Raw genomic sequence first — 19,546 nt, forward strand, 5'->3', positions numbered from 1 at the left:
CTTTATTTCGAATTAGTAAGCAAAAGCCGCCACCACCTCCGCCACCGCCTCCGGTGCGGTTCGTCAAAGATAGTAATGGAGGCAAAAGTAGAAGTAAGTAGTTCTAACAATCGGCTGCACGGCGACCGGTTTTCCGCCGCTTCGAGGCTCCAAGCCGGCGCGTGAGCCGGGCGTTAAGTGCCCACTATGAACCAGTTTGAATATAGAGTTAGCAAAGGCGGCGAATGTGCTTGGCAGATCAGTGATAGAAGAAACCATTGATGTGGTTCGTCCCGCGTATCCAAGGATCGCGAATAAGCTGAAGGCGATCATTGACAAGGCCCGATTGAAAAGCCTGAGAAGCACGAAGGTGGAGAAGAGACTGATTTGTTTCGCGTAGCACTTCAGGAAAGGGAAGTCGAGGCTATAGTAGAGGTGTTTGGTGATCTTGAGGTGGCCAATGTATCGAGCGAAGGTAAAACTATGTCATTGGCAGCCCATTACGCCGATTTGCTCGATCTATGGAGTGAGGTCACTTTATTGGGGGGAAGTCCATTCCGGCCCTCCACCGGACCGTCGCGGTGCTCCGGCAAGGCGGCTGCTTAATATTGGCGTTATGACTTCCTATCATGTAGGACAATGAAAAGGAGAAATGAATAGTGGCTAACCTGCCTTATGTGACTGCCCCAGGAAACGTGACAAAAGCACTAAATGGAATTGCTAAGGCCGCAACACCTGATCGAATTAGCCAGGACTTCGTCAAGGAGATCTTGAAGATTCCTAGTGGTTCCGGGAATCAAATGGCGGCATATCTGAAGAAAGTAGGTATGGCTGGCGCCGACGGGACACCAACGGCAATCTACCGAAAATTCAGAAACCCAGCCACACGCGGTGAAGCGGCTGCAGCAATGCTTAAGCACGGTTACGCAGAGCTCTATCGACGAAACGAGTATGTTCATGAGTTGAGCGAAGCAAAACTCAAAGGATTGATTATTGAAGTGACGGGTCAAGAACATGACTCCTCAACTGTCACTTATACAGCGAGCTGCATAAAAAACATAAAATCCTTTGCTGACTTCTCAGCTTCAGAGACGAGTGAAGAAGCTGTACAGATGAACGACTTAGAATCGCAGAATGGTCAGCCAGCGGCAAGCTACCAAGTTCAGCTGCCTCCCTCCAATAACCAAGGCATTGGTTTGAACCTTGGTTATACGATAAATCTAAACCTTCCTGCGACCTCAGATATTGCTGTTTTCAATGCAATTTTCAAGAGTCTCAAAGAGAATCTGCTGAGTGATAGTAATGAATAAGAAGGCCGTCAATCATATCAGGGCGTTCGGAATGACTGGTTGTCTGATTTCAGATGAGATACGGAGTATCGAGAACGAATATAATATCGAACTCGGACACCACGCCCGTGAGTCAACTGTCGACGAAGCTCGTTTTTACCCTCAATTTGAGCAGGCAGTTCGTGCTGAAGCAGCAAATATGTCGCAGCACTATGAGCTGTTTTACTGTCTAGAAACATCTATCAGAAAATTACTTGTCGATGTTCTATTTGACGCGGAAGGCTCAAACTGGTGGAGCTCTGAGAGAATTGCACAAAGAATTAGAGACGATGTCAAAAGTCGCGCTCAGAAAGAAGTAGATAGTGGGATTAGCCGGCGATCAGACAACGAAATTGACTATACAACGTTCGGCGAGCTGTCCGTAATTATCACTGGGAACTGGGATATATTTGGAACAATATTTAACAGCCGCAGAGCTGTCGAGCGGGTAATGGGAAGTCTGAATTTGCTGCGTGGTCCTATAGCTCATTGTTGCCCCGTCACGGAAGATGAAGTGGACCGTCTCCATCTGACCGTTAAAGATTGGTTTCGAACGATGTCTTAAAATTTATATAAAATGGGTTAATTGGAGCGCTTGCAAACTCGCGCCTATTACAGGGTCGTTAATGCCCTCGGCGCTGTCAATGATATCTTTGAGTTTAGATTTTGATTGATTTATAAAGGGCTGGCAAGCGTATCTATGAAGAAAGCAAATTATTCGGCCTCATTGATATATGGACGTCGGTAATTATTGTTAAAAATATTAGGGTAATATTGGAATTTTCTGAATGGAAGACGGTCGAATAGAAAGAAGTGTTGGGGCTGATTTTAATATCTACTTTTGCGGGAATGCTATAAAGTTTCCAGATGTTAAGTGTCCGGCGATAATTTTTTCGCCAGTGAATGATAGCTGGAATGATTTTAGATATAGGTGTAGCTACCGATATATTATTTATTTTGGAGACGGACGAAGGGAAATAGAAGGCCGCGTATTTCTCGGGTTCACGTCAGGTAATGAAAATGTCGATGATAGTGGTCAGGTATCAAATCAAGTCGAATTGCTCGAGGCGAGCGAATTACCTGATTTTTTTACACTACAGGGAGGAATGAAGAATTATAGATACTTTGTAAATGAACATGGAGCTGAAGAGGCAAACAGTCTTCTCCTAGCTTTAAACGATTTGGTTGCCTGTCGGCGCTTTCCAAAACGAACTAAACTCGTCGATGCTGCAGTAAAAACGGAAGTATTTAGTTTAGCTTTCATGAGAGACTCTGATCGTTTTTTCGCGTTCCATAATGCAGATACACTTCTTGATGGTTTGGAGGGAGAAAGCTTTTCTAGAATTTCTACTGAGCTTAAGCTTTCATATGATCTTGCAGGGTTCCCAGAAAATCACAATCTAAATTTGAGGTTTGATACTAAGAGTATCCTGCCGAAAAGAATCAGTGTGCTAATTGGACGAAATGGTCTAGGTAAAAGCCAAGCTCTCCACACAATAGCGAAGTCTTTGGTTAAAGGAGATCAGCGTTTTTCTGATCCTAACTACGGTAGGCCCATGGTGAGCCGCTTGCTTGCCATTGCTACGCCGGGGGAAACAGTCAATACTTTCCCGCCTGAGCGCAAGAACAAAAGAATTAAGTATCGACGATTAATGCTCAATAGGAGTGCGAGTGCAAAGGCCTCAAGGGGGTTCTGTGATCTCTGCGTTCAGCTTGCTCGGTCTGAGGAACTTATTGGCAATAACGACCGCTGGAAATTGTTTGAAGATAGTATACAATTTTTTTCTAATGTTAGGAATGTCGTCATACCTTTGAGAAAGGATATTTCAGTTGCGGCTGATCATGTTTTAAGAGTCAACGGTAAACTTTACGTGCCGCTTTTGAAGCTAAACCGTGGAGGAGAGCAGGCTAAATTAGAAGTACAAGGTGCTGTCGTAAGCAATGCTAACCCATCGATTTACATAGAAGGTGACATTTTTCCTCTCAGCAGTGGACAATTGTCATTTATTCAGTTTGTTGTTCAAGCATGTTTGTTCGTTGAAAATGGAACCCTCGTTCTACTAGATGAACCGGAAACACACCTTCACCCAAATTTTATATCAGAGTTTGTCCGAATCCTTGATCGATTACTAAAATCCACTGGCTCTGTTGCTGTTATTGCCACACACTCTGCGTATTTCGTTCGAGAGGTCCCTAGAACCCAAGTTCTGGTATTTAAAGGCGACGGCGATGGTCGCGTAAGTATCCAAAACCCTAGGCTTAAAACATTTGGTGCAGATGTTGGAACCATCTCTTATTTTGTTTTTGAGGATGAAATTACTAATGGGTTAGTTGAAGATATACTAGATCGATTTCCACAAAATCCTGAAGCTAGGAATTCATTGTTAAGAGAGCTAGAATCGGAGCTGTCCGCTGATGTCTTGATGTACTTGCGAAGGAAGCTGAACGTGGAGGAAGATAATGAAGAGAATTGATCCTCCTGCTGTTGATGATATTAAAGAGCTACAGCTTCTAGCTAATAATGAAGGTCTGGGGAGCTATCCAAGCTTGATGGATGAATATGTTCAGTTTCGTAGTCAATACAATTTATATAATAAAAGCGGAGGAAACCCTTGGAATATAGTTCCATTGCCGATTAGTGGCGATCTTAAGAAGGCATTAAGAACTCACTATGGCTCTCCTCCGAAAGGTCGCTTGCAATTTATAAAACAGTATCGTCGAAGTTTATCACCGACCCTTTGCCCAATGTGTGGGGGTTTCGGTAATGGTACTTTAGATCACTATCTTCCCAAAGATGACTACCCAGAGTACTCATTTTTTTCAAAAAATCTTGTTCCAGCTTGTAATTGTAATTCGTTAAGGGGGACTGCTGTTAAAGGCACAGCATCTCCTGCAAGAGTAATTCATCCATATTATGATGATTTTCTGACAGACCGATTGTATCAATCTGTGTTTGAAGGAGAGTTTTATGCACCTAGAATTTCTATAGAAGTTATAGATAAAAAGCATCCTAATATTGATATTTTAAAGTTCCATCTTGAAGAAGTAATTCAAAACGAAGCAACTCAAGGTTGGTTTGAAAAATATTGGAGTGATTTAAGTCAGCGTCCTCATGATAAGCTGGGTTTGCTTCTCCCGTTGTCCGTGCAAGATTTCAAAGGTGCTGATTTGAAAGTTGTTCTTGAGAAATACAGAAATTATATGGATAAGGACCATGATACGCCAAATAATTGGCTTTCTATATTCTATACTGGATTAATGAAAGACCATAATCGTTTAGATCAGTTGGCGGCGGTTATAAACCGCAATAGAGGATGAGCTTGTGACAGACTTGAAAATATCGAATTTCATGGCAACCTTGCCATGAGTAAGGAGCATAATGCGGATTGCTTTCAGCCGCCGCTTTGAGAACTAGTACAGATCTATTATTTAGGTTGTTTGATTTGCAGAAGGCAATCCCTTTGCCCACCAAGCTTCATCGCCCGATGCTGACAAAAGCCGCCCAAACTCGACCATCTGGGTGGCCTGAATGTCCTGCAGATAAATCCAGACATCTTCAGCTGTGACGTCCACTATTTGGGCGATTTGTTCAAGCGTCTGGCTCATCAGGGCCTGTTTGATCTAAGTGCTTCTGCCCTCCCGCACTAGGCCGTGCACATACACCTGAGGTGCGGTATTCGCTCTGCCACCCACAAAGTGATCGCCCTCGGTGGCCGCCGAAAACACAACCTGGGCAAAGAAAGAACCGGGGAGCGGCGGTTTGAGCGCTGTGGGCCGCTGTGATGGCCTCCGCGATCTGTGATTTCTGCTGCGGCGTCAGAGACAGATTCGCAACCGTGACGGTGTATGTGGGCACGGGAAACTCCTGCCATGGGTTGTACGTTTGCACTGGATATCGCCACTATGGGAGTGGGACGGGCTTGTTTTACTATAGCAACGCTTATCTGCCTGGCCACGTGCACGGGCCAGGCAGGTCGACTGAGAGACGGAACGAGGCGTAAACATACAAATCGGGGTAATCGCAGACACCCACAGCAAAATGCGCCCCGAAGCCCTGGAGGCTCTGGAAGTACTGGAGGCCATCGCTCCTCTGATTGCCATTCGTGGCAATATCGATACAGCAGGCCGTGCAGCGACGCTTCCTGATGTTCAGGATCTGGAATTTCTCGGGCACGCCTTTTACATACTTCACGATGTCAAAACCCTAGAATTCGATCCGCAAGGTCGTTACCGCGTGGTGATCGCCGGCCATTCCCATAAACCCCGTAATGAATGGGTTGGCGATGTGCTGTATTTCAATCCCGGCGGTGCCGGGCCTCGGCGTTTCAAGCTGCCGATCACGGTAGGGCGGTTGGAGGTTAGTGAACACGGCGTGGTTGGTGAGATTATCGAACTGCCGGTTTAATCCGATACCGTAACCGGGACAGACTTATTAATTCTTCTGGCTAGCAGCAATCAGATAGTTCGGTGGTCAGAGGTACCCTTCCGGATCCATCCTTTGATGCAAAACCCGAAGAATGATAACGGACTGATTGTGCGTATCTTCTTCCATCCTAAGATAAAAATTATGGGGTGAGGGTTTGCCCTTCCTTGCAAGCGGATAGATAGCGACCCCGGTCCGAATGTCTGACCTGTGTTTCAGGAGTGGTGCTAGGTTTCCGGCTTCTTCAAGTTCCCTGATCGCCCTCTCGATTTGCTCGGTATATCGTTTCAACTGCAGTGTGCCGAATTCTTCAAGGGTGGTCTCGAGAATATCGTCGAGATCCGCTAGAGCAGCGTCCGTGAGAATAACCTTCCATGGTTTCATCGTAATCAGGTATCCCGTTTTTTCCTGATGGCTCGCTCTGCACGTTCAGAAAGGTACGTAGCGAACTCGTCACCCGTGAAGGTTCTGGTTCTGCCAGTCTCCAGGTCTTCCTGGCCCGCATCGATGGCGCCTTTGAGGTCATTCATTTTCGTGACGTATCGGGACTCGGCTTCTTCGACCATTCTCAGGCCGGCTCTAAGTACCTCACTCGCATTTTGATAACGGCCCGAGGCAACCAGGTGATCGACTACCTGGGATTGATGGTCCGTGAGCACTATGTTTCTCGTCGCCATGAGAGTCATCCTGTCAGCGTTGCATTGGCATAATATGCCAATGCATGGGTTTGCTGTCTAGGGATGGGATAACGGTGGTACCGGTGGGAAACCCCAGCCAAGGGTTGTACGGTGGCACTGGATCTCGCCACTATGGGCGCGAAGCGGGCTTGTTTCACTAAAGCAGCGCTTATCTACCCGGCCACGCGCACGGTCCGCTGACGCGCGTTTCGCGTTGGTTGCGCGGTAGGCTTCAGAGGCAACAGGAGGATGACAGTGCCGATCATGGATCTGGACAGCTGGACGCTGTCACAGAGCATCGTGGTTTTCAGCGTCTGTGCGCTGGTCATTGCGATTGCGGGCACACGCATCACACGGGTGGTCGACCAGCTCGCCGACCGGACCGGGCTGGGTGAGGCAACCGCTGGAGCCGTGCTTCTGGGAGCAGCGACGTCCCTCAGTGGTTCGGTGCTCTCGGTAACAGCAGCCTATCGTGGGCACCCGGAGTTGGCTGTCAGTAATGCTCTCGGGGGCATCGCGGTACAGACCTTTTTCCTGGCTATTGCCGATATGGTCTACCGTCGTGCAAATCTGGAACACGCGGCGGCCTCGGTGCCGAACATGATGCAGAACGGGCTGCTGATCGGGCTCCTGGCACTTCTGCTTCTGGCGCCGACCTTGCCATCATTGAGCCGTCTCTGGACCGAATTCCTGGTGCTCTACGGGCTTGGTGTGGTGCTGATGTTTGCTGGCTGAATAGAGGCGTCATCCATTAGCAATGAGCTATCTGAGACTCACGAACAAAAAGCATGTGAGCCAGACAATGATCGAAACGGGCCTGGAATTTCAGGGCGATGGTACAGCCTCTGGCGGGTTATGCCTGAGATCCGAAGGGTTAACGGGAGCCACGCAGTGCTTTATCGTGTAGTTAGATGAATGCGAGGCAAACAGGGGGGATAGCGATGACGGCACCAGGCGATCAGCTTCGCGTGTTCTACGATGGCGCCTGCCCGAGCTGTGTAAAGGATCGCAGGCTCTATGAACGACTCGCGGGCAGGACCGGCGAATCGGTGGAGTGGGTGGATATCACCGGCCGTGATGAGGAGTTGAAGGAACGCGGTATAGACCCGCAAGCCGCGCTTCAGGAGCTCCATGTGGAAGATGGCCAGGGCAACATCCACCGGGAACTGGATGCCTATATCCTGTTGATGTCGCGAGTCTGGCTACTGAAACCGCTTGCCTGGCTGATTGGTTTGCCGGTAATTCGGCCAGCGCTGGCAAAGCTGTATCACAAATGGGTGAGCGAGCGGCTGGAGCGAACCGGGCGCATGCCGTTGTAACCACCGGGCCCTTACTGCAACTGGTATTTGACCGGCTGCAGCGGTTCGGGTGCCGGGTCGCCCAGGGCTTCGGCAACACTGATTTCATGAATGCGGCAGATGGCATCCAGCGGCAGGTCGTTGGTGTGTCGGCCAAAGGGAAACTCAAGCTGTTCAGACAGGCGATCCAGCCCGAAAAACGTGTAGGCCACGATGGCGGTGAACACCGGCGTAAACCAGCCTGCGACGCCTACCAGACCGAACGGGAGCAGGTAGCAGAACACATACGCCGTGCGGTGAGCCAGCAGGGTGTAGGCAAAGGGCAACGGGGTGAGGGCAATGCGTTCCGAGGCCGCCTGAATGCCCGCGAGGCCATGAAGGTGCTGGTCTAAGGCCGCGGTTGCTACAGAATCCAAATCGCCCGCCTTGTGGGCTTCGGCGAGTACGTCTCCGGCCCGGTGCAGGATGAAGGCGGCGGGGTTGCGTGTGCTCAGGGCCTGGTCAATGAGTTCGGGTGCCAGTGACCCGGGCAGATCAGACCGTACATCTTCTCCCCGCAACTGGCCGCGCAGCAGGTGAGCGTGAGCGAGGCATCGGGTCAGAAGCTCCCGGCGTCGCTCCGGGCTCAGGTAAATGGTGCCAGTCCGCGCCAGGCTGCGAAATTCGTACACCATATGCCCCCAGTGTTTTCTGGCTTCCCACCAGCGGTCGTAGGTGGCGGTGTTGCGCACGCTTAAAAAGATGGACAGGGCGATGCCCATGATCGTGAACGGCAGAAGTGTGTAGCCGACCATGCCGTCGAGGTAGTGGTGGCGCGAAACCCAGGTAACCGCGGCTGCAAACATTCCCGTAAGCAGAATGTGCGGCAGAATGTGGGGGACAACAGACCCTTTCCAGGCCAGCATCAGCCGGAGTGGCCCGGGGCGTTCGCGAACAATCACGGTTAACACTCCTGGGGTTGATGGTGGCCTTGCCTGAGGGTTGGCCGCTGTGATTCCTATGCCTTTTTACGGAGAACCCACTCGTTACATAAGGGGGTAAGCTTTTTTAAACGAGGGGGGCAGCACTCTGGCCGTTGCCTGGCATTACCCTGTGGTTTCAGGGGCAACCAGATCAGGCGGCGGATTTGTGGCAGCAGTCACTGTCGCAGGGTGATAGCAGGTAAGTGCTCGAAACTTCGAGAAACTGTTCGATAATCTGTGTCATCAAGATTCCCTCTGATGGTTTATTTGAAATGCAACCTAATAGATTGGGGCGCATTCCTATAAATAAACTTCGGAAAACCGAAACACATTGAGACCGCCTGGCGCCGGGGCTGTAAATTCCGACTGTTTTATCGACAGTCCCATGGCGGTTGAGCCTCTGACACCGACTTACTTTGATAGTAGCGGAAAGCGGTTGATGCGTGTTCGTGAGATGCGATTTTTCGTGCCGCTTGATTTCTCTTCTCCTGCCCTGATTATTTCTACCATCAGCCAATCAGAGGCCTGTTCATCATGACTGACATTCGACACCTGGTATGTCCCCATTGCCACAAAGTGAATCGCGTACCGGCCGACAAGTTGTCTTCCGGCGGCAACTGTGGCGCCTGCAAACAACCGCTTTGGCCGGATCAGGTTCTGGAGCTAACGGAGCAGAGCTTTGCTACCCATACCGGGCGCAGCGATCTGCCCGTGTTAGTGGATTTCTGGGCCAGCTGGTGTGGCCCGTGCAAAATGATGGCGCCCCAGTTCGAGCAGGCCGCGAAGGCCTGGCGCGGGAAAGTGCGTTTTGCCAAGCTGAATACGGAACAAGCCCCCGGGCCGGCCGGTCAGTTTGCGATTCGCAGCATACCGACCCTGATTCTGTTCCAGAACGGCCGGGAGGTGGCGCGCCAGAGTGGCGCCATGAATCAGGCCCAGATCAGTCAGTGGCTGCAATCGCAGGGTATTCGCTAGGAAAAACCGGGACAAAGGTGTCGTAGTATGAAGTTTCTGATCATCGGTGTTTTCGCTGCCATCGTGGCTGTCCTGATCTGGCGTAGTAAACAGAACACCGCCCCTGAAGAGCAGGCCTGTGCCATCGACATTGGCAAGCTGCTAAAAACCAATCCGGATGCCCAACCGCAGGCCATTGCCGATGTGTTCCAAAAGTACGGCATTGATCAATCTCGGTGTAAGGCTGTGGGCGCGATGGTGATGCCGCAGTTGCGAAAGCATGGCTTGAAGCCGGAAGATGCCCGGATTGTGATGGGGCAGGTGAGGGCGGCTTACCCTCTGGTTCCCTAGGCTTGATCTACTCATTTGTTGATCGGAGAACGCTATGGCTGGTGGTTGGTCACGGGATGGCGCAGTTCAGGATCAGATAGACGCGAGTGTTGACGACGAAGTGCAGCGGGCACGGAGCCAGCTTGGTGGTGGTGAGAGTGCGCGCTATTGTGAGGAGTGTGACCGGGCGATTCCTGAAGCTCGCCGCAAGGCCATTCCGGGTGTGCGGCTTTGCATTGCCTGCCAGTCCGCGCTTGAGAAGCAGCAATCGACTTCACGCGGTTTTAATCGGCGGGGCAGCAAGGATAGCCAGCTAAGGTGAGTACAATGACGGCCTCGGGCTGGCGCTCTTGGTTTGGGATTGGTTTCACTATTCGTAATTCTCACCTTGGCGTTTTCGCGAGTGTCGATAATCGAGGAGAAAATTTCACGCCCCGGCACCTCTGCACTGGAACACAGAAAAATCTGGGGTAACGATCCCTTGGGCCGATTAATGAGAAGTGGCTATGTGTTTTCGTTTCTCGTGCTTCGGTCTTCCCCCTCAAGCCGGCTCAATCGATCAGCGGCGAAAATTGGTGATATATCAACGCAATTGCCTGTTCGACTGATTTTATGGGCGGTGCTGCCTCCGGTGTTTTTGTACGTTTGCTTTACGGTATTGTTAATAGTGGGCCTGATTTTGTGAGTAGTGTTTGGCGGCGTTGTTGACGGTATTGGGGAATGGTCGGGGAGCGCATGGGCGAAATCTTGAGAGAGGCTATTCATGATTGAGGAGCAGTTGACCGATTTAGCGTTGATCGTAGGTGTTGGCTCTAATCTTTCCGTTTCTCTTTTCAGGTTGGTATCTGGGGGCTTTCGGCTAGCGAGTGCCCTCAATAGTCGATTGAATCCGGAGGGAGCCTACTCATCTCGGTTGGCGGGTTGTGGCGGACGTGACCGCTGTCGAGTTTCCCCGTGTTCTTTGACTAGGGCATCACTGTAACTGGCATCATTCCTGATCCGCCGCTGTGTGTTGGGCAAACCATTCCAGAATATCGGTGCGCTGCTTTTCACTGTGGGGATGCGCGAGTAACCCTTCGATGAGAAAGATCGCCATGGTCGCCAATGTGCCGGCCCGCTGATCGCCGATCCCGTTGGCTTTCAGTGAACGGACCACCAGGGTTTCTACAAAGCTGTGAAACTGCTCATGCCAGTCATGAATTACGGGTGACTGGTTCAGCCTGCTGTGCACTGTGGTCATAAGGGCACGGCTTTGCTCAAACTGCTGTAAAGCCCAGCCCATCTGCTCCTTGAGGGGCTTGCCTGTAACCGATGGGATCTGTTTCAGGGTGTCTGATAACAGCCGGTTGAGCACCCCGACCAGAAGTTCATCCTTGCTTGCGTAGTACCAGTAGAGGGTATTGGGCGCCACTCCCAGTGCGCGGCTTATACGGTTCATGGACGTGGCTTCGAAGCCGTCTTCCATGAACAGCCGTGCCGCTGTCTCTTCCAGTTCTTTCTTTTTTACGTCCAGGTCGATGTTGCGTTTGTTCTTGGCCAATGCGCCAGCTCCTGAGGTCTCTCGAGACATTCTTGAGCGGTATTCAAGATTGGTAGGATTGCATCTTGAACGCCATACAAGATGAGTCTACCCGGAGAGGACGATGATGGAAACACTGAGATACAGCCCCAAAGATCTTACGTGCGAGAGTGAGCGAACCGGCTTTTATTCCAGGGGTGTCTGGTGCGCAGCCACACTCCACTGGCCTGTGGGTGCCAGCCGCAAATCCACGCCAGCTATCCTGATGCTTCATGGCTGGGGTGGTATTCAGGACGCACTGACGGTTTCATTCTACGAAGAGTTCACCCGGGCCGGATATCTGGTCATGACCTTCGACTATCGGGGGTGGGGGGATAGCGCGGGGCTGCCGCGGCAGACCATTTCTGCCCGCCAGCGCATGTGGGACGCCGATGCGGCCCTGGCGTTTCTGAAGTCCCAACCGGGCGTTGATCTTGCTCGAATCGTGGTTTGGGGCTCGTCATTCGGCGGTGGCCACGCCGTAGAGCTGGCCGCTGATCACCCTGAGCTGGCGGGGGTCATCGCTCAGGTTCCTATGCTGGATGGCATGGCGGCGGTACGAGCAGTGCCACTGTTGCGTTTGATGCAGTTCGCTCTCTGCAGTCTGGTCGATATGATCAAACCAGGCCGACCTTTCTACATACCGGTTTTGAGTGAACCCGGAGCCTTTTCTTCAATGGACCGGGATGATGCGAGCAAGGCAATGAAAATTGCCGAAGACAGTATCGGGCGCAAGTACGATAATCGTGTTGCTGCCCGTTCGTTGATGACCATGGGCCCCTACCGCCCGTTCAAGCTACTGAAAAATTTGAGAGTACCGACCTTGTTGCTGGGAGCGACCGAAGATACGGTTGCCCCCTTTGTCGAGTCGTCTGTCCGCAGGGCGAATAACCCCCACATCAGGGTGGCAACGGTGAAAGCCAATCATTTTGAACCCTACTTTGAGCCCGTGTTTAGCGAAGTCATCCGCTGTGAGCTGGATTTCCTGGAGAGTTTGAAGGTAACCTGATTCAAGCTTAACCAGCTCTGTGCCGCAATAGATCGCACGGAAGCTTCTGCTCAGCGCTCATATTTCTCATCCGGGAGTCGCTTTATGGGGCTGTCGTTCAGCCTTGTACTTATTGGCTCTACCGTAAGGTGCTACGCCATGGAGTTTTTGATCATCGGACTGTTCGCCGCCATCGTCGCTTTCCTGATCTGGCGCAGCAAGCAAAACACCGACCCAAAAGAGCAAGCCTGTGCCATCGAAATCGGCAACCTTCTCAAAGCCAATCCGGATGCCCGAGCGCAGGCCGTTGCCGATGTTTTCATAAAGCACGGCATTGATCATCCCCGCATAGCCCATTTTTGAACCAGTTTCCGCGAACCCTTGCTGCTCAAGGCTTAGAGGTGGTTAACCCGAGGTTCCCAACAAAGTTATCCACAGCTTTTGTGTGTAACGTAGTTGGCAATCCCGGTTTACTTGGCAGGATGAGGGGCTGCCCCGGCAGTGCCAGAGCGACAGTCATCCTGGGAAACTTTCGTTCTGCTCAAATGGGCTTTTGTGATGTGCGGGCCAGTGATCATGGATGATCTTTTGACATCAAAGTCATGGCAGAGTTATCCAGGTAACTCACGCCAGGCTCCCCCGTGACTTCGCGCAAAAGCGCGGCAGCGATGGTGTCGGCTCTGACCGGGCGATAGCGCTTCGGGATAACGGGTGCCAGCAGGCGGCTGGCCATCAACCCCAGTTTTTCGGCGGGCCGGCTTTCTTCTCGTTCAGCGTCGATCAGCGACGGCCTTGCCAGTACCACGCGCTCAAAGCCCATCCGGGCCACGGCTGATTCCACCTCGCCCTTAGTTTGGAGATAAAAACTCCGGCTTTTCTCGTTCGCTCCGAGCGACGAATTCAGCACAAACACCCTGGCCCCCGCTGCCCTGGCCTGTTCGGCACAGGCGATCACCAGGTCGTGATCAACACGGTAGAAGGCTTGTTTTGAGCCGGCTTGTTTGAGCGTGGTGCCTAGGCAGCAGATAACGGCATCGACTGCCCACCAGTCGGCTGGCGGCAGCGGCAAATCGAACGGAGTGACCGGGTTATGGACTTGCCCCGGGGTCGCCAGCGGCCGGCGAGTGGGCGCCACGATGGTTTCAAACCAGCTATCTTTACTTGCCTGGTTCAGCACCTGGCTGCCGACGGCGCCGGTTGCGCCAAGGATCATCAGCTTCATCGGGAACTCCTTTCAGTGGGCATTACCGGGTCAACCGGGGAAATGGTATCCTCTCCCCCGAATTTATAGTTCGCAAATCAAGCCAAAGTGCCGGCACCCGGTAGGTTACCTTTAATCCGGAATCTGAGTGTTACCCATGAGAATCATTATTCGTTATTTTTTCCGCGCCCTGCGTCTTGTCCTGACGCCGTTCATGCTGCTCAGCGAAAAGCTCAGCACACCCAAGGGTGTAACTCGCAGTGCTGAACAGCAAGCCAGCGTTGACGAGGCCAGCAAAAGCCTTGCCCTTTACCAGTTCAAAGCTTGCCCATTCTGCATCAAGGTGCGTAAGGAAATCGCCCGGCTGGGGCTGAACATTGAAACCCGCGATGCCCAGCACGACCCGCAGCATCGTGCCGCGCTGGAGGCTGGCGGTGGTCAGGTCAAAGTGCCTTGCCTGAAGATTTGTCAGGAGGATGGCAGTGAGCAGTGGCTTTACGAATCTGATGACATCAAGGCCTGGCTGCAGGAGCGATTCGAGCCGGGCGTTGAAAGCCGGGCCTGAGTTCAGGTCATTTAATGAGTGCCTTTAATCATTGCAGAGAACGCTATGCCAATCGAAAAGAATCAAGTGGTCCTGTTTCACTACATCGTGAGAGATGAGCAGGGCAATGAAGTTGAAAATTCCCGTGGCGGAGAGCCGAACGCCTACCTGCATGGCCACGGCGGTATTATCCGGGGGCTGGAAGAGGCTCTGGAAGGGCGCGAGGCAGGTGATACCTTCAGTGTAACGGTGTCACCGGACCAGGCCTATGGCGCTCGCAGGCCAGACGCCATTCAGCGCGTACCGGTCAAGCATCTGATAGGTGCAAAGCACTGGAAACCGGGCATGGTCGCCCAGGTGCAAACAGAGCATGGCCGGCGCCATGTGGTCGTCGCCAAGGTCGGGCTCAAGTTCGCGGATGTGGATACCAACCACCCGATGGCCGGCAAAACCCTCACCTTTGATATCGAGATTATCGAGGTACGTGCAGCGGATGCTGACGAGATTGCCCATGGCCACGTTCATGGCCCGGGCGGGCATCATCATTAACTAAGGCTGATGGTCACGGAAACGCCGGGTCGGGTTTTACTCGGCTGCGGCGGCTTCGTTCAATAGTTCCGGCTTTTTCAGTGCCCGGCTGAACAGTTCTTTTTCTTCCGCAACGGCCAGTGCGCATTGTTCGGCCAGTTCCTCTGACAGCCCGCTGACCTTGCGTTGCAGGAAGGCGGCGACCTCTTCGGAAAGTTCGAGGATTTTGTCCCGGGCATCGGCTTCAGCTTTGGACGAAAACAGCATTTTGTCCGGGTTTTTCAGTGCCATGTCCAGTCCGTCCCTCTCGGAATAATAAAGTGCTTTTACGCCCATGGTATGCCATCGCCTCCGGGGTAATGATGGTTGGTAAGACCGTTGATAAGTGGGCAGCTTAACATAAATTCTGTATATTCATACAGTATTCTGGGCGGCGATGCCCGTGCGCGGGTGACGGCCATCGTTTTTGTTACTATGTTCGCCTTGCCCATCTCCAAACGATCTGATGCTCGACCATGACCTTGCCTTTCAAACTCCGCCCCTACCAACAGGAAGCCGTCGACGCCACGCTTGACCACTTCCGCAGATCGGATGAGTCTGCGGTCATTGTGTTGCCCACCGGCGCCGGGAAGAGTCTGGTCATTGCCGAGCTGGCCCGGCTTGCCCGGCGAAAGATTCTGGTGCTGACCCACGTAAAGGAACTGGTGGAGCAGAATCACGCCAAGTATGAGAGCTATGGTTTAACGGGCGGCATTTTCTCGGCCGGGCTGAAGCGCAAGGAAAACCGGCATCAGGTGACTTTTGCCAGTGTGCAGTCGGTCGCGGCGAACCTGGAGCAGTTCCGGGATGAATATTCGCTGGTCATTATCGATGAGTGCCATCGGGTCAGCGGTGAGGAAACCAGCCAGTATCAACGTATCATCGAGCTGCTGCGGCAGCAGAACGATTCCCTGAAAGTCCTCGGGCTTACCGCCACGCCTTATCGCCTGGCCATGGGCTGGATTTATCGCTATCACTACCGGGGCTTTGTGCGCGGCTCCGGTGAAGATCAGGACAAGCCCTTCCAGCATTGCATTTACGAGCTGCCGTTAAGCTACATGATTAATAGGGGCTATCTGACAAAGCCCGAGCTGGTTAACGCGGCGGTGGCGCAATACGATTTCTCCGCCCTCACGCAGGACCGCTTTGGCGAGTATGCCGAGAAGGACGTCAACCAGCTGCTGAGCAAGCACAAGCGGGTGACCCGCGCCATCATCGAACAGGTGGTGGACATGGCCGCTGAGCGCAAGGGCGTGATGATCTTTGCGGCGACGGTGGAGCATGCGCGGGAGATTACCGGCTATCTGCCGGAGCGTGAAACCGCCCTGGTGACCGGTGGCACCGATCTGAAAGATCGGGATTTGCTGATTCAGCAATTCAAACAGCGGCAGTTGAAGTACCTGGTAAACGTGTCTGTGCTCACGACCGGCTTTGATGCGCCCCATGTGGATTTGATCGCCATTCTTCGGCCAACCCAGTCGGTCAGCCTGTACCAGCAGATGGTGGGTCGCGGTCTTCGCCTGGACGAAGGCAAGCAGGATTGCCTGGTAATTGATTACGCCGGTAATCATGTAAACCTGCATCATCCGGAAGTGGGCGAGCCAAAACCCAATCCCGACAGTGAGCCAGTGCAGGTGTTCTGCCCCGGCTGTGGCTTTGCCAACATCTTCTGGGGCAAAACCGACCGTGATGGCCGGGTGATCGAGCATTACGGCCGCCGTTGTCAGGGGCTGCTGGAGCCTGCGGACGGGGATGGAGCGTGCGCCCAGCAGTGCGATTACCGTTTCCGCTTCAAGGAGTGCCCCCACTGCGGCGGAGAGAATGATATAGCCGCCCGTAACTGTGGGCACTGCCAGCAGGCCATTATCGACCCGGATGATCAGCTACGGGATGCCCTGAGACTCAAGGATGCCATGGTGATTCGTTGCGCCGGGATTTCATTAAGTGCTGAAGGTTCCAGGCTGCGGCTGACTTACCATGGCGAAGATGGGGAAGAGTTGAAGGAGTCGTTCGACTTCACAAAGCCGGCCCAGCGTACCGTGTTCAACAAACTTTTTGGCAGAAGGGTTGCCAATGGCCAGGCTCCGAAAACGTTCGGCAGTATGGATGAAGTGTTTGAGAGTCAGGTCTTGTTACCATCGCCTGATTTCGTGATTGCCCGCAAGCACAAGCACTACTGGCAGGTACAGGAGCGGGTGTTTGATTATCAGGGGCAGTATCGGAAAGCGAATGAGGCGTGAGGCGGTTATACTGGCCTGCGTTTAAATCTCTCAGAGATCCAAGTCGACCTTTTCAGGCTGTGTCCATGATGAAATCAATCGCCCTGTCGGTGCTGTTAGTTGTCCTTCTGGGGTTTGTCGGTGTTCAGTATTACATCACTTCCGTACCTGGCCTTGAGGCTCCGGTCACCGTTGGTGAGGTTCGGCAAGTGGAGTCGGAAAAGTCGCTGGTCGTTATTCTTGTGGACAGCGAGGGGCAGCGGTTTACCGTAGGCCTTCGGGGCGATACTGCCAAGCCGGAAGAAGCCGCACTTTTCTATATCCGGAATCCGGATGTTGTTCCCTATGTGTTCTGGCCGAGTTTCCGAAGTAATGATGAAAAGCGGGTTCTGGAACTTCTGGAAGATGTAATTGAATCTGGCGCGCCAGAGGATCCCGCTATTCGCAGCATTTACGGGGTCTTGAAGGAACGTAACTGACACTCAAGATAGTCGCCTGAACACCAGCAATTGGTTGTTTGCCGGCATGGCATGGTTCTCCGCCAGAGTGAGACCCACCGATTCCGCAAGGGCCCTCAGATCTTCCAGGTCCCGGATGCCCATGTGGGGCGCGCGGGCTTTCAGGTATTGATCAAACTGTCGGTTGCTTTCACTGGTATACCGGCCCTGATTGTTAAAAGGCCCATACAGGCAAAAGGCGCCGCCCTCGGGCAGGCGCTCGCCAATACCGCGAAACATCTGTCCGACTTCAGTCCACGCCATGATGTGGGCGGTGTTTGCGGAAAACGCCCAGGTGAAGGTTTCGACGGGCCAGGGAGCCGCACCTACGTCCAGTTCAATCACCGGCAGGATGTTGGGCAGCGCGGCTTGCTCAAGGCGGGCGCGACAACTGTCCACAGCGTCCGGATGATCGGTCGGTTGCCACTGCAGGTGAGGCATCGTCGTCGCGAAATGCACCGCGTGCTGTCCGGTGCCTGTGCCCACCTCCAGTACTTTCCCCGCCGTATTAAAGATCTCTCGGAGTTTCTCGAGGATGGGGGCTTTGTTGTTCTCACAAGCCTGGGAGTAGGGCAGGTTAGTGGTCATCGAATCCAGTTTTTCTGCGCAGGGTCTGAAAACTTTATAACACGTTGGTGTATAAGTCAGTATCTCAGCAATTATTTCCTGTTTCAGTTATACTGCGCTTGCGAACCCGGCGAATATGCCAAGACTTAACGTGGATAATATAATGAGCAAGAAAGCCGTAAAATCGACTTTGACTTCCGCCGAGATTGAGGCGCAGACAGCGGCCTTTTTGAAGTCTGGCGGGCGTGTTGAACATGTGGGAAAAGGTAAGAGTGGGCAGCTGACCACTGCTGGCCCTAAGCAGATTAACCTGAAGAGCAATTGATGATCCGGCAATAACCCGAGCAAGCCGTAACGTTACTGTTTTCCGGGTAGGATCAATAAAAAAGGCAGCCGAGGCTGCCTTTTTTCATTACGTATATTATCTGTTAATTACAGACCAATAACGTTCTCTGCCTGCGGGCCTTTCTGGCCGTCGGTCACTGTGAATTCAACTTCCTGGCCTTCGGCCAGAGTCTTGAATCCGCCACCCTGAATAGAGCTGTAGTGAACGAATACGTCTGCACCGCCTTCACGAGTAATAAAGCCAAAACCTTTTGCTTCGTTGAAGAACTTAACGTTGCCTTTAATAGTAGACATAATAATTATCCTGATTTTAATCAATAAGTTGCTGCCGATAGATCGTTGTGACCCTTGGTCAGCGGTATGCGGGAAATAAAAAACTGGCAGGATCAAAAACAGGACAAGAGGTTTTGCAACACAAAAGGTCTGATTCGTGAAATGCTTTGCTAAATCTTTCCAACAAGAGAGACAGTACGCTAATTAATGGGCATTAGATAGGAAATTTTTTAAAAACGAGTAAGTAGTTATATCCGGGGGTGTTCAGAGCACCCCCGGCAGAACTCAGCTTACGGCGCTGGTGCCCATAAGCTTTGCAGCTGTCCCAGCAACGACGAGCCCACTCCCTGGTTACCCAGGAATCCCATCACAATCGGCACAAACTGCTGGATCATGCCTGCGTCCATGCCAAGGGCCGAGAATGCGGTCTGAACACCGTCCATAGAAGTCACGTTGGACAGCAGGCTTTCACCCAGCCCGCCACCGCCGCCCAGCAGGCTGGACAGGCCGGAAGCTTCGCTGGTCAGACTGCTCATGGCGTCTGTACCCAGCTGATTCTGTGCAAGCTGCAACAGGGCTCCGGTGCCGCCAACGGCCTGGGTCTTGGTTACACCAAGGTCATTCTGGAGCTGGCCCACCAATTGCTGGGCTTCGCCAGTGACTTCCGTTGTGGACGAAAGTGCTTGTGTGCCGGTGGCGAGAGCATCGTTCAGGCTGAAGGCACTAGCGGCTGGGGCCAGCAGGTAGATGCTTGAAACAAGAAGAAACTGTTTGAGAATTGCGCTCATAAGGGTGTCCTGATGGTGGGTGGGCAATAGCATGATGCTAACCAATAT

The 19,546-nt window shown here is 52.5% G+C and carries 27 protein-coding genes; 17 read left to right on the forward strand and 10 right to left on the reverse strand.

The window, feature by feature from the left end; translation table 11 throughout:
* Positions 1–638: 638 nt before the first annotated feature.
* The 4 genes from Q668_RS01860 (at position 639) to Q668_RS17050 (ending at position 4,625) form a co-directional block, all read left to right on the forward strand.
* Positions 639–1,289, forward strand: a complete 651-nt coding sequence (locus Q668_RS01860; protein WP_022987888.1) for a DUF5343 domain-containing protein — start codon at positions 639–641, stop codon at positions 1,287–1,289.
* Positions 1,282–1,872: a Swt1 family HEPN domain-containing protein gene (locus Q668_RS01865; protein WP_022987889.1), complete on the forward strand. Its 591-nt coding sequence runs from the start codon at positions 1,282–1,284 to the stop codon at positions 1,870–1,872. The genes Q668_RS01860 and Q668_RS01865 overlap by 8 nt, the downstream gene beginning before the upstream one ends.
* A gap of 223 nt (positions 1,873–2,095) precedes the next feature.
* Positions 2,096–3,781, forward strand: a complete 1,686-nt coding sequence (locus tag Q668_RS16735; protein WP_081697542.1) for an AAA family ATPase — start codon at positions 2,096–2,098, stop codon at positions 3,779–3,781.
* Complete coding sequence (locus tag Q668_RS17050; protein ID WP_152521756.1) at positions 3,768–4,625, forward strand: hypothetical protein; 858 nt, start codon at positions 3,768–3,770, stop codon at positions 4,623–4,625. Before Q668_RS16735 ends, Q668_RS17050 begins: the two co-directional genes overlap by 14 nt.
* A gap of 111 nt (positions 4,626–4,736) precedes the next feature.
* Here Q668_RS17050 and Q668_RS17385 read toward each other — a convergent pair whose 3' ends face one another.
* On the reverse strand, positions 4,737–4,913 hold the full coding sequence (locus Q668_RS17385; RefSeq protein ID WP_022987892.1) for a hypothetical protein: 177 nt from the start codon (positions 4,911–4,913) through the stop codon (positions 4,737–4,739).
* Between the two features lie 397 nt (positions 4,914–5,310).
* On the opposite strand from Q668_RS17385, the gene Q668_RS01880 reads away from it, so the two are divergent.
* The gene (locus tag Q668_RS01880) at positions 5,311–5,712 is read left to right on the forward strand and encodes a metallophosphoesterase family protein (RefSeq protein ID WP_036218912.1); all 402 of its coding nucleotides are present in this window, start codon (positions 5,311–5,313) and stop codon (positions 5,710–5,712) included.
* 66 nt (positions 5,713–5,778) lie between these two features.
* Here the strand turns inward: Q668_RS01880 and Q668_RS01885 are convergent, their stop codons facing one another.
* Together Q668_RS01885 and Q668_RS01890 are read right to left on the reverse strand one after the other, a co-directional pair.
* Positions 5,779–6,114 carry a type II toxin-antitoxin system RelE/ParE family toxin gene (locus tag Q668_RS01885; RefSeq protein ID WP_022987894.1) on the reverse strand — a complete coding sequence of 112 codons (336 nt, stop codon included), beginning with the start codon at positions 6,112–6,114 and terminating at the stop codon, positions 5,779–5,781.
* 5 nt (positions 6,115–6,119) lie between these two features.
* Complete coding sequence (locus tag Q668_RS01890) at positions 6,120–6,407, reverse strand: type II toxin-antitoxin system ParD family antitoxin (RefSeq protein ID WP_022987895.1); 288 nt, start codon at positions 6,405–6,407, stop codon at positions 6,120–6,122.
* Positions 6,408–6,671: 264 nt separating this feature from the next.
* Between Q668_RS01890 and Q668_RS01895 the strand changes: the two genes are divergently transcribed.
* Both Q668_RS01895 and Q668_RS01900 read left to right on the forward strand, forming a co-directional pair.
* Complete coding sequence (locus tag Q668_RS01895; RefSeq protein ID WP_227498257.1) at positions 6,672–7,142, forward strand: hypothetical protein; 471 nt, start codon at positions 6,672–6,674, stop codon at positions 7,140–7,142.
* Between the two features lie 206 nt (positions 7,143–7,348).
* Positions 7,349–7,726 carry a thiol-disulfide oxidoreductase DCC family protein gene (locus tag Q668_RS01900; RefSeq protein WP_022987897.1) on the forward strand — a complete coding sequence of 126 codons (378 nt, stop codon included), beginning with the start codon at positions 7,349–7,351 and terminating at the stop codon, positions 7,724–7,726.
* 11 nt (positions 7,727–7,737) lie between these two features.
* Here the strand turns inward: Q668_RS01900 and Q668_RS01905 are convergent, their stop codons facing one another.
* A complete protein-coding gene (locus Q668_RS01905) occupies positions 7,738–8,646 on the reverse strand; it encodes a bestrophin family protein (RefSeq protein WP_022987898.1) in 909 nt (302 codons plus the stop codon).
* A 555-nt stretch (positions 8,647–9,201) separates the two neighbouring features.
* On the opposite strand from Q668_RS01905, the gene trxC reads away from it, so the two are divergent.
* Genes trxC through Q668_RS16740 form a run of 3 tightly spaced genes read left to right on the forward strand, consistent with a single transcriptional unit; the run spans position 9,202 to position 10,273 of the window.
* Positions 9,202–9,642, forward strand: a complete 441-nt coding sequence (gene trxC, locus Q668_RS01910) for a thioredoxin TrxC (protein ID WP_022987899.1) — start codon at positions 9,202–9,204, stop codon at positions 9,640–9,642.
* Positions 9,643–9,669: 27 nt separating this feature from the next.
* Positions 9,670–9,972, forward strand: coding sequence for a hypothetical protein (locus Q668_RS01915; protein WP_022987900.1), 303 nt, complete (start codon positions 9,670–9,672; stop codon positions 9,970–9,972).
* 34 nt (positions 9,973–10,006) lie between these two features.
* On the forward strand, positions 10,007–10,273 hold the full coding sequence (locus Q668_RS16740; RefSeq protein WP_022987901.1) for a DksA/TraR family C4-type zinc finger protein: 267 nt from the start codon (positions 10,007–10,009) through the stop codon (positions 10,271–10,273).
* A 666-nt stretch (positions 10,274–10,939) separates the two neighbouring features.
* Here Q668_RS16740 and Q668_RS01925 read toward each other — a convergent pair.
* Positions 10,940–11,491, reverse strand: coding sequence for a TetR/AcrR family transcriptional regulator (locus Q668_RS01925; protein ID WP_022987902.1), 552 nt, complete (start codon positions 11,489–11,491; stop codon positions 10,940–10,942).
* Between the two features lie 103 nt (positions 11,492–11,594).
* Here Q668_RS01925 and Q668_RS01930 point away from each other — a divergent pair, with 103 nt between their 5' ends.
* The gene (locus Q668_RS01930; protein WP_022987903.1) at positions 11,595–12,518 is read left to right on the forward strand and encodes an alpha/beta hydrolase; all 924 of its coding nucleotides are present in this window, start codon (positions 11,595–11,597) and stop codon (positions 12,516–12,518) included.
* Between the two features lie 138 nt (positions 12,519–12,656).
* A complete protein-coding gene (locus tag Q668_RS01935) occupies positions 12,657–12,860 on the forward strand; it encodes a hypothetical protein (RefSeq protein ID WP_022987904.1) in 204 nt (67 codons plus the stop codon).
* Positions 12,861–13,071: 211 nt separating this feature from the next.
* On the opposite strand, the gene Q668_RS01940 is transcribed toward Q668_RS01935, so the two are convergent.
* A complete protein-coding gene (locus Q668_RS01940; RefSeq protein WP_022987905.1) occupies positions 13,072–13,719 on the reverse strand; it encodes an NAD(P)H-binding protein in 648 nt (215 codons plus the stop codon).
* Positions 13,720–13,855: 136 nt separating this feature from the next.
* Here Q668_RS01940 and Q668_RS01945 point away from each other — a divergent pair, with 136 nt between their 5' ends.
* Both Q668_RS01945 and Q668_RS01950 read left to right on the forward strand, forming a co-directional pair.
* Positions 13,856–14,263, forward strand: coding sequence for a glutaredoxin family protein (locus Q668_RS01945; RefSeq protein ID WP_022987906.1), 408 nt, complete (start codon positions 13,856–13,858; stop codon positions 14,261–14,263).
* 45 nt (positions 14,264–14,308) lie between these two features.
* Complete coding sequence (locus Q668_RS01950) at positions 14,309–14,791, forward strand: FKBP-type peptidyl-prolyl cis-trans isomerase (protein WP_022987907.1); 483 nt, start codon at positions 14,309–14,311, stop codon at positions 14,789–14,791.
* A 36-nt stretch (positions 14,792–14,827) separates the two neighbouring features.
* On the opposite strand, the gene Q668_RS01955 is transcribed toward Q668_RS01950, so the two are convergent.
* The gene (locus Q668_RS01955; protein WP_022987908.1) at positions 14,828–15,106 is read right to left on the reverse strand and encodes a YebG family protein; all 279 of its coding nucleotides are present in this window, start codon (positions 15,104–15,106) and stop codon (positions 14,828–14,830) included.
* A gap of 179 nt (positions 15,107–15,285) precedes the next feature.
* Here Q668_RS01955 and Q668_RS01960 point away from each other — a divergent pair, with 179 nt between their 5' ends.
* Together Q668_RS01960 and Q668_RS01965 are read left to right on the forward strand one after the other, a co-directional pair.
* Positions 15,286–17,049 (forward strand): DEAD/DEAH box helicase, encoded by a 1,764-nt coding sequence (locus Q668_RS01960; protein WP_022987909.1) that lies wholly within the window; start codon positions 15,286–15,288, stop codon positions 17,047–17,049.
* A 65-nt stretch (positions 17,050–17,114) separates the two neighbouring features.
* Positions 17,115–17,507: a hypothetical protein gene (locus Q668_RS01965; protein ID WP_022987910.1), complete on the forward strand. Its 393-nt coding sequence runs from the start codon at positions 17,115–17,117 to the stop codon at positions 17,505–17,507.
* 3 nt (positions 17,508–17,510) lie between these two features.
* Here Q668_RS01965 and Q668_RS01970 read toward each other — a convergent pair whose 3' ends face one another.
* The gene (locus Q668_RS01970; protein ID WP_022987911.1) at positions 17,511–18,113 is read right to left on the reverse strand and encodes a DUF938 domain-containing protein; all 603 of its coding nucleotides are present in this window, start codon (positions 18,111–18,113) and stop codon (positions 17,511–17,513) included.
* A 142-nt stretch (positions 18,114–18,255) separates the two neighbouring features.
* Here Q668_RS01970 and Q668_RS17255 point away from each other — a divergent pair, with 142 nt between their 5' ends.
* On the forward strand, positions 18,256–18,417 hold the full coding sequence (locus Q668_RS17255) for a hypothetical protein (RefSeq protein ID WP_022987912.1): 162 nt from the start codon (positions 18,256–18,258) through the stop codon (positions 18,415–18,417).
* Positions 18,418–18,524: 107 nt separating this feature from the next.
* Here the strand turns inward: Q668_RS17255 and Q668_RS01980 are convergent, their stop codons facing one another.
* Both Q668_RS01980 and Q668_RS01985 read right to left on the reverse strand, forming a co-directional pair.
* Positions 18,525–18,731, reverse strand: coding sequence for a cold-shock protein (locus Q668_RS01980; RefSeq protein ID WP_022987913.1), 207 nt, complete (start codon positions 18,729–18,731; stop codon positions 18,525–18,527).
* A gap of 269 nt (positions 18,732–19,000) precedes the next feature.
* Positions 19,001–19,498 (reverse strand): DUF2780 domain-containing protein, encoded by a 498-nt coding sequence (locus Q668_RS01985; RefSeq protein ID WP_022987914.1) that lies wholly within the window; start codon positions 19,496–19,498, stop codon positions 19,001–19,003.
* Positions 19,499–19,546 lie beyond the last annotated feature (48 nt).

Source organism: Marinobacter sp. ES-1 (assembly GCF_000475255.1).
Taxonomy (GTDB): domain Bacteria; phylum Pseudomonadota; class Gammaproteobacteria; order Pseudomonadales; family Oleiphilaceae; genus Marinobacter; species Marinobacter vinifirmus.

Coding starts and splice junctions, on each gene's coding strand:
- Q668_RS01865 (WP_022987889.1), top strand. CDS start 1,282: ATGAATAAGAAGGCCGTCAATCATATCAGGGCGTTCGGAATGACTGGT.
- Q668_RS16735 (WP_081697542.1), top strand. CDS start 2,096: ATGGAAGACGGTCGAATAGAAAGAAGTGTTGGGGCTGATTTTAATATC.
- Q668_RS17050 (WP_152521756.1), top strand. CDS start 3,768: ATGAAGAGAATTGATCCTCCTGCTGTTGATGATATTAAAGAGCTACAG.
- Q668_RS17385 (WP_022987892.1), bottom strand. CDS start 4,913: ATGAGCCAGACGCTTGAACAAATCGCCCAAATAGTGGACGTCACAGCT.
- Q668_RS01885 (WP_022987894.1), bottom strand. CDS start 6,114: ATGAAACCATGGAAGGTTATTCTCACGGACGCTGCTCTAGCGGATCTC.
- Q668_RS01890 (WP_022987895.1), bottom strand. CDS start 6,407: ATGGCGACGAGAAACATAGTGCTCACGGACCATCAATCCCAGGTAGTC.
- Q668_RS01895 (WP_227498257.1), top strand. CDS start 6,672: ATGGATCTGGACAGCTGGACGCTGTCACAGAGCATCGTGGTTTTCAGC.
- Q668_RS01900 (WP_022987897.1), top strand. CDS start 7,349: ATGACGGCACCAGGCGATCAGCTTCGCGTGTTCTACGATGGCGCCTGC.
- trxC (WP_022987899.1), top strand. CDS start 9,202: ATGACTGACATTCGACACCTGGTATGTCCCCATTGCCACAAAGTGAAT.
- Q668_RS01915 (WP_022987900.1), top strand. CDS start 9,670: ATGAAGTTTCTGATCATCGGTGTTTTCGCTGCCATCGTGGCTGTCCTG.
- Q668_RS16740 (WP_022987901.1), top strand. CDS start 10,007: ATGGCTGGTGGTTGGTCACGGGATGGCGCAGTTCAGGATCAGATAGAC.
- Q668_RS01930 (WP_022987903.1), top strand. CDS start 11,595: ATGATGGAAACACTGAGATACAGCCCCAAAGATCTTACGTGCGAGAGT.
- Q668_RS01935 (WP_022987904.1), top strand. CDS start 12,657: ATGGAGTTTTTGATCATCGGACTGTTCGCCGCCATCGTCGCTTTCCTG.
- Q668_RS01940 (WP_022987905.1), bottom strand. CDS start 13,719: ATGAAGCTGATGATCCTTGGCGCAACCGGCGCCGTCGGCAGCCAGGTG.
- Q668_RS01945 (WP_022987906.1), top strand. CDS start 13,856: ATGAGAATCATTATTCGTTATTTTTTCCGCGCCCTGCGTCTTGTCCTG.
- Q668_RS01950 (WP_022987907.1), top strand. CDS start 14,309: ATGCCAATCGAAAAGAATCAAGTGGTCCTGTTTCACTACATCGTGAGA.
- Q668_RS01955 (WP_022987908.1), bottom strand. CDS start 15,106: ATGGGCGTAAAAGCACTTTATTATTCCGAGAGGGACGGACTGGACATG.
- Q668_RS01960 (WP_022987909.1), top strand. CDS start 15,286: ATGACCTTGCCTTTCAAACTCCGCCCCTACCAACAGGAAGCCGTCGAC.
- Q668_RS01965 (WP_022987910.1), top strand. CDS start 17,115: ATGATGAAATCAATCGCCCTGTCGGTGCTGTTAGTTGTCCTTCTGGGG.
- Q668_RS01970 (WP_022987911.1), bottom strand. CDS start 18,113: ATGACCACTAACCTGCCCTACTCCCAGGCTTGTGAGAACAACAAAGCC.
- Q668_RS17255 (WP_022987912.1), top strand. CDS start 18,256: ATGAGCAAGAAAGCCGTAAAATCGACTTTGACTTCCGCCGAGATTGAG.
- Q668_RS01980 (WP_022987913.1), bottom strand. CDS start 18,731: ATGTCTACTATTAAAGGCAACGTTAAGTTCTTCAACGAAGCAAAAGGT.
- Q668_RS01985 (WP_022987914.1), bottom strand. CDS start 19,498: ATGAGCGCAATTCTCAAACAGTTTCTTCTTGTTTCAAGCATCTACCTG.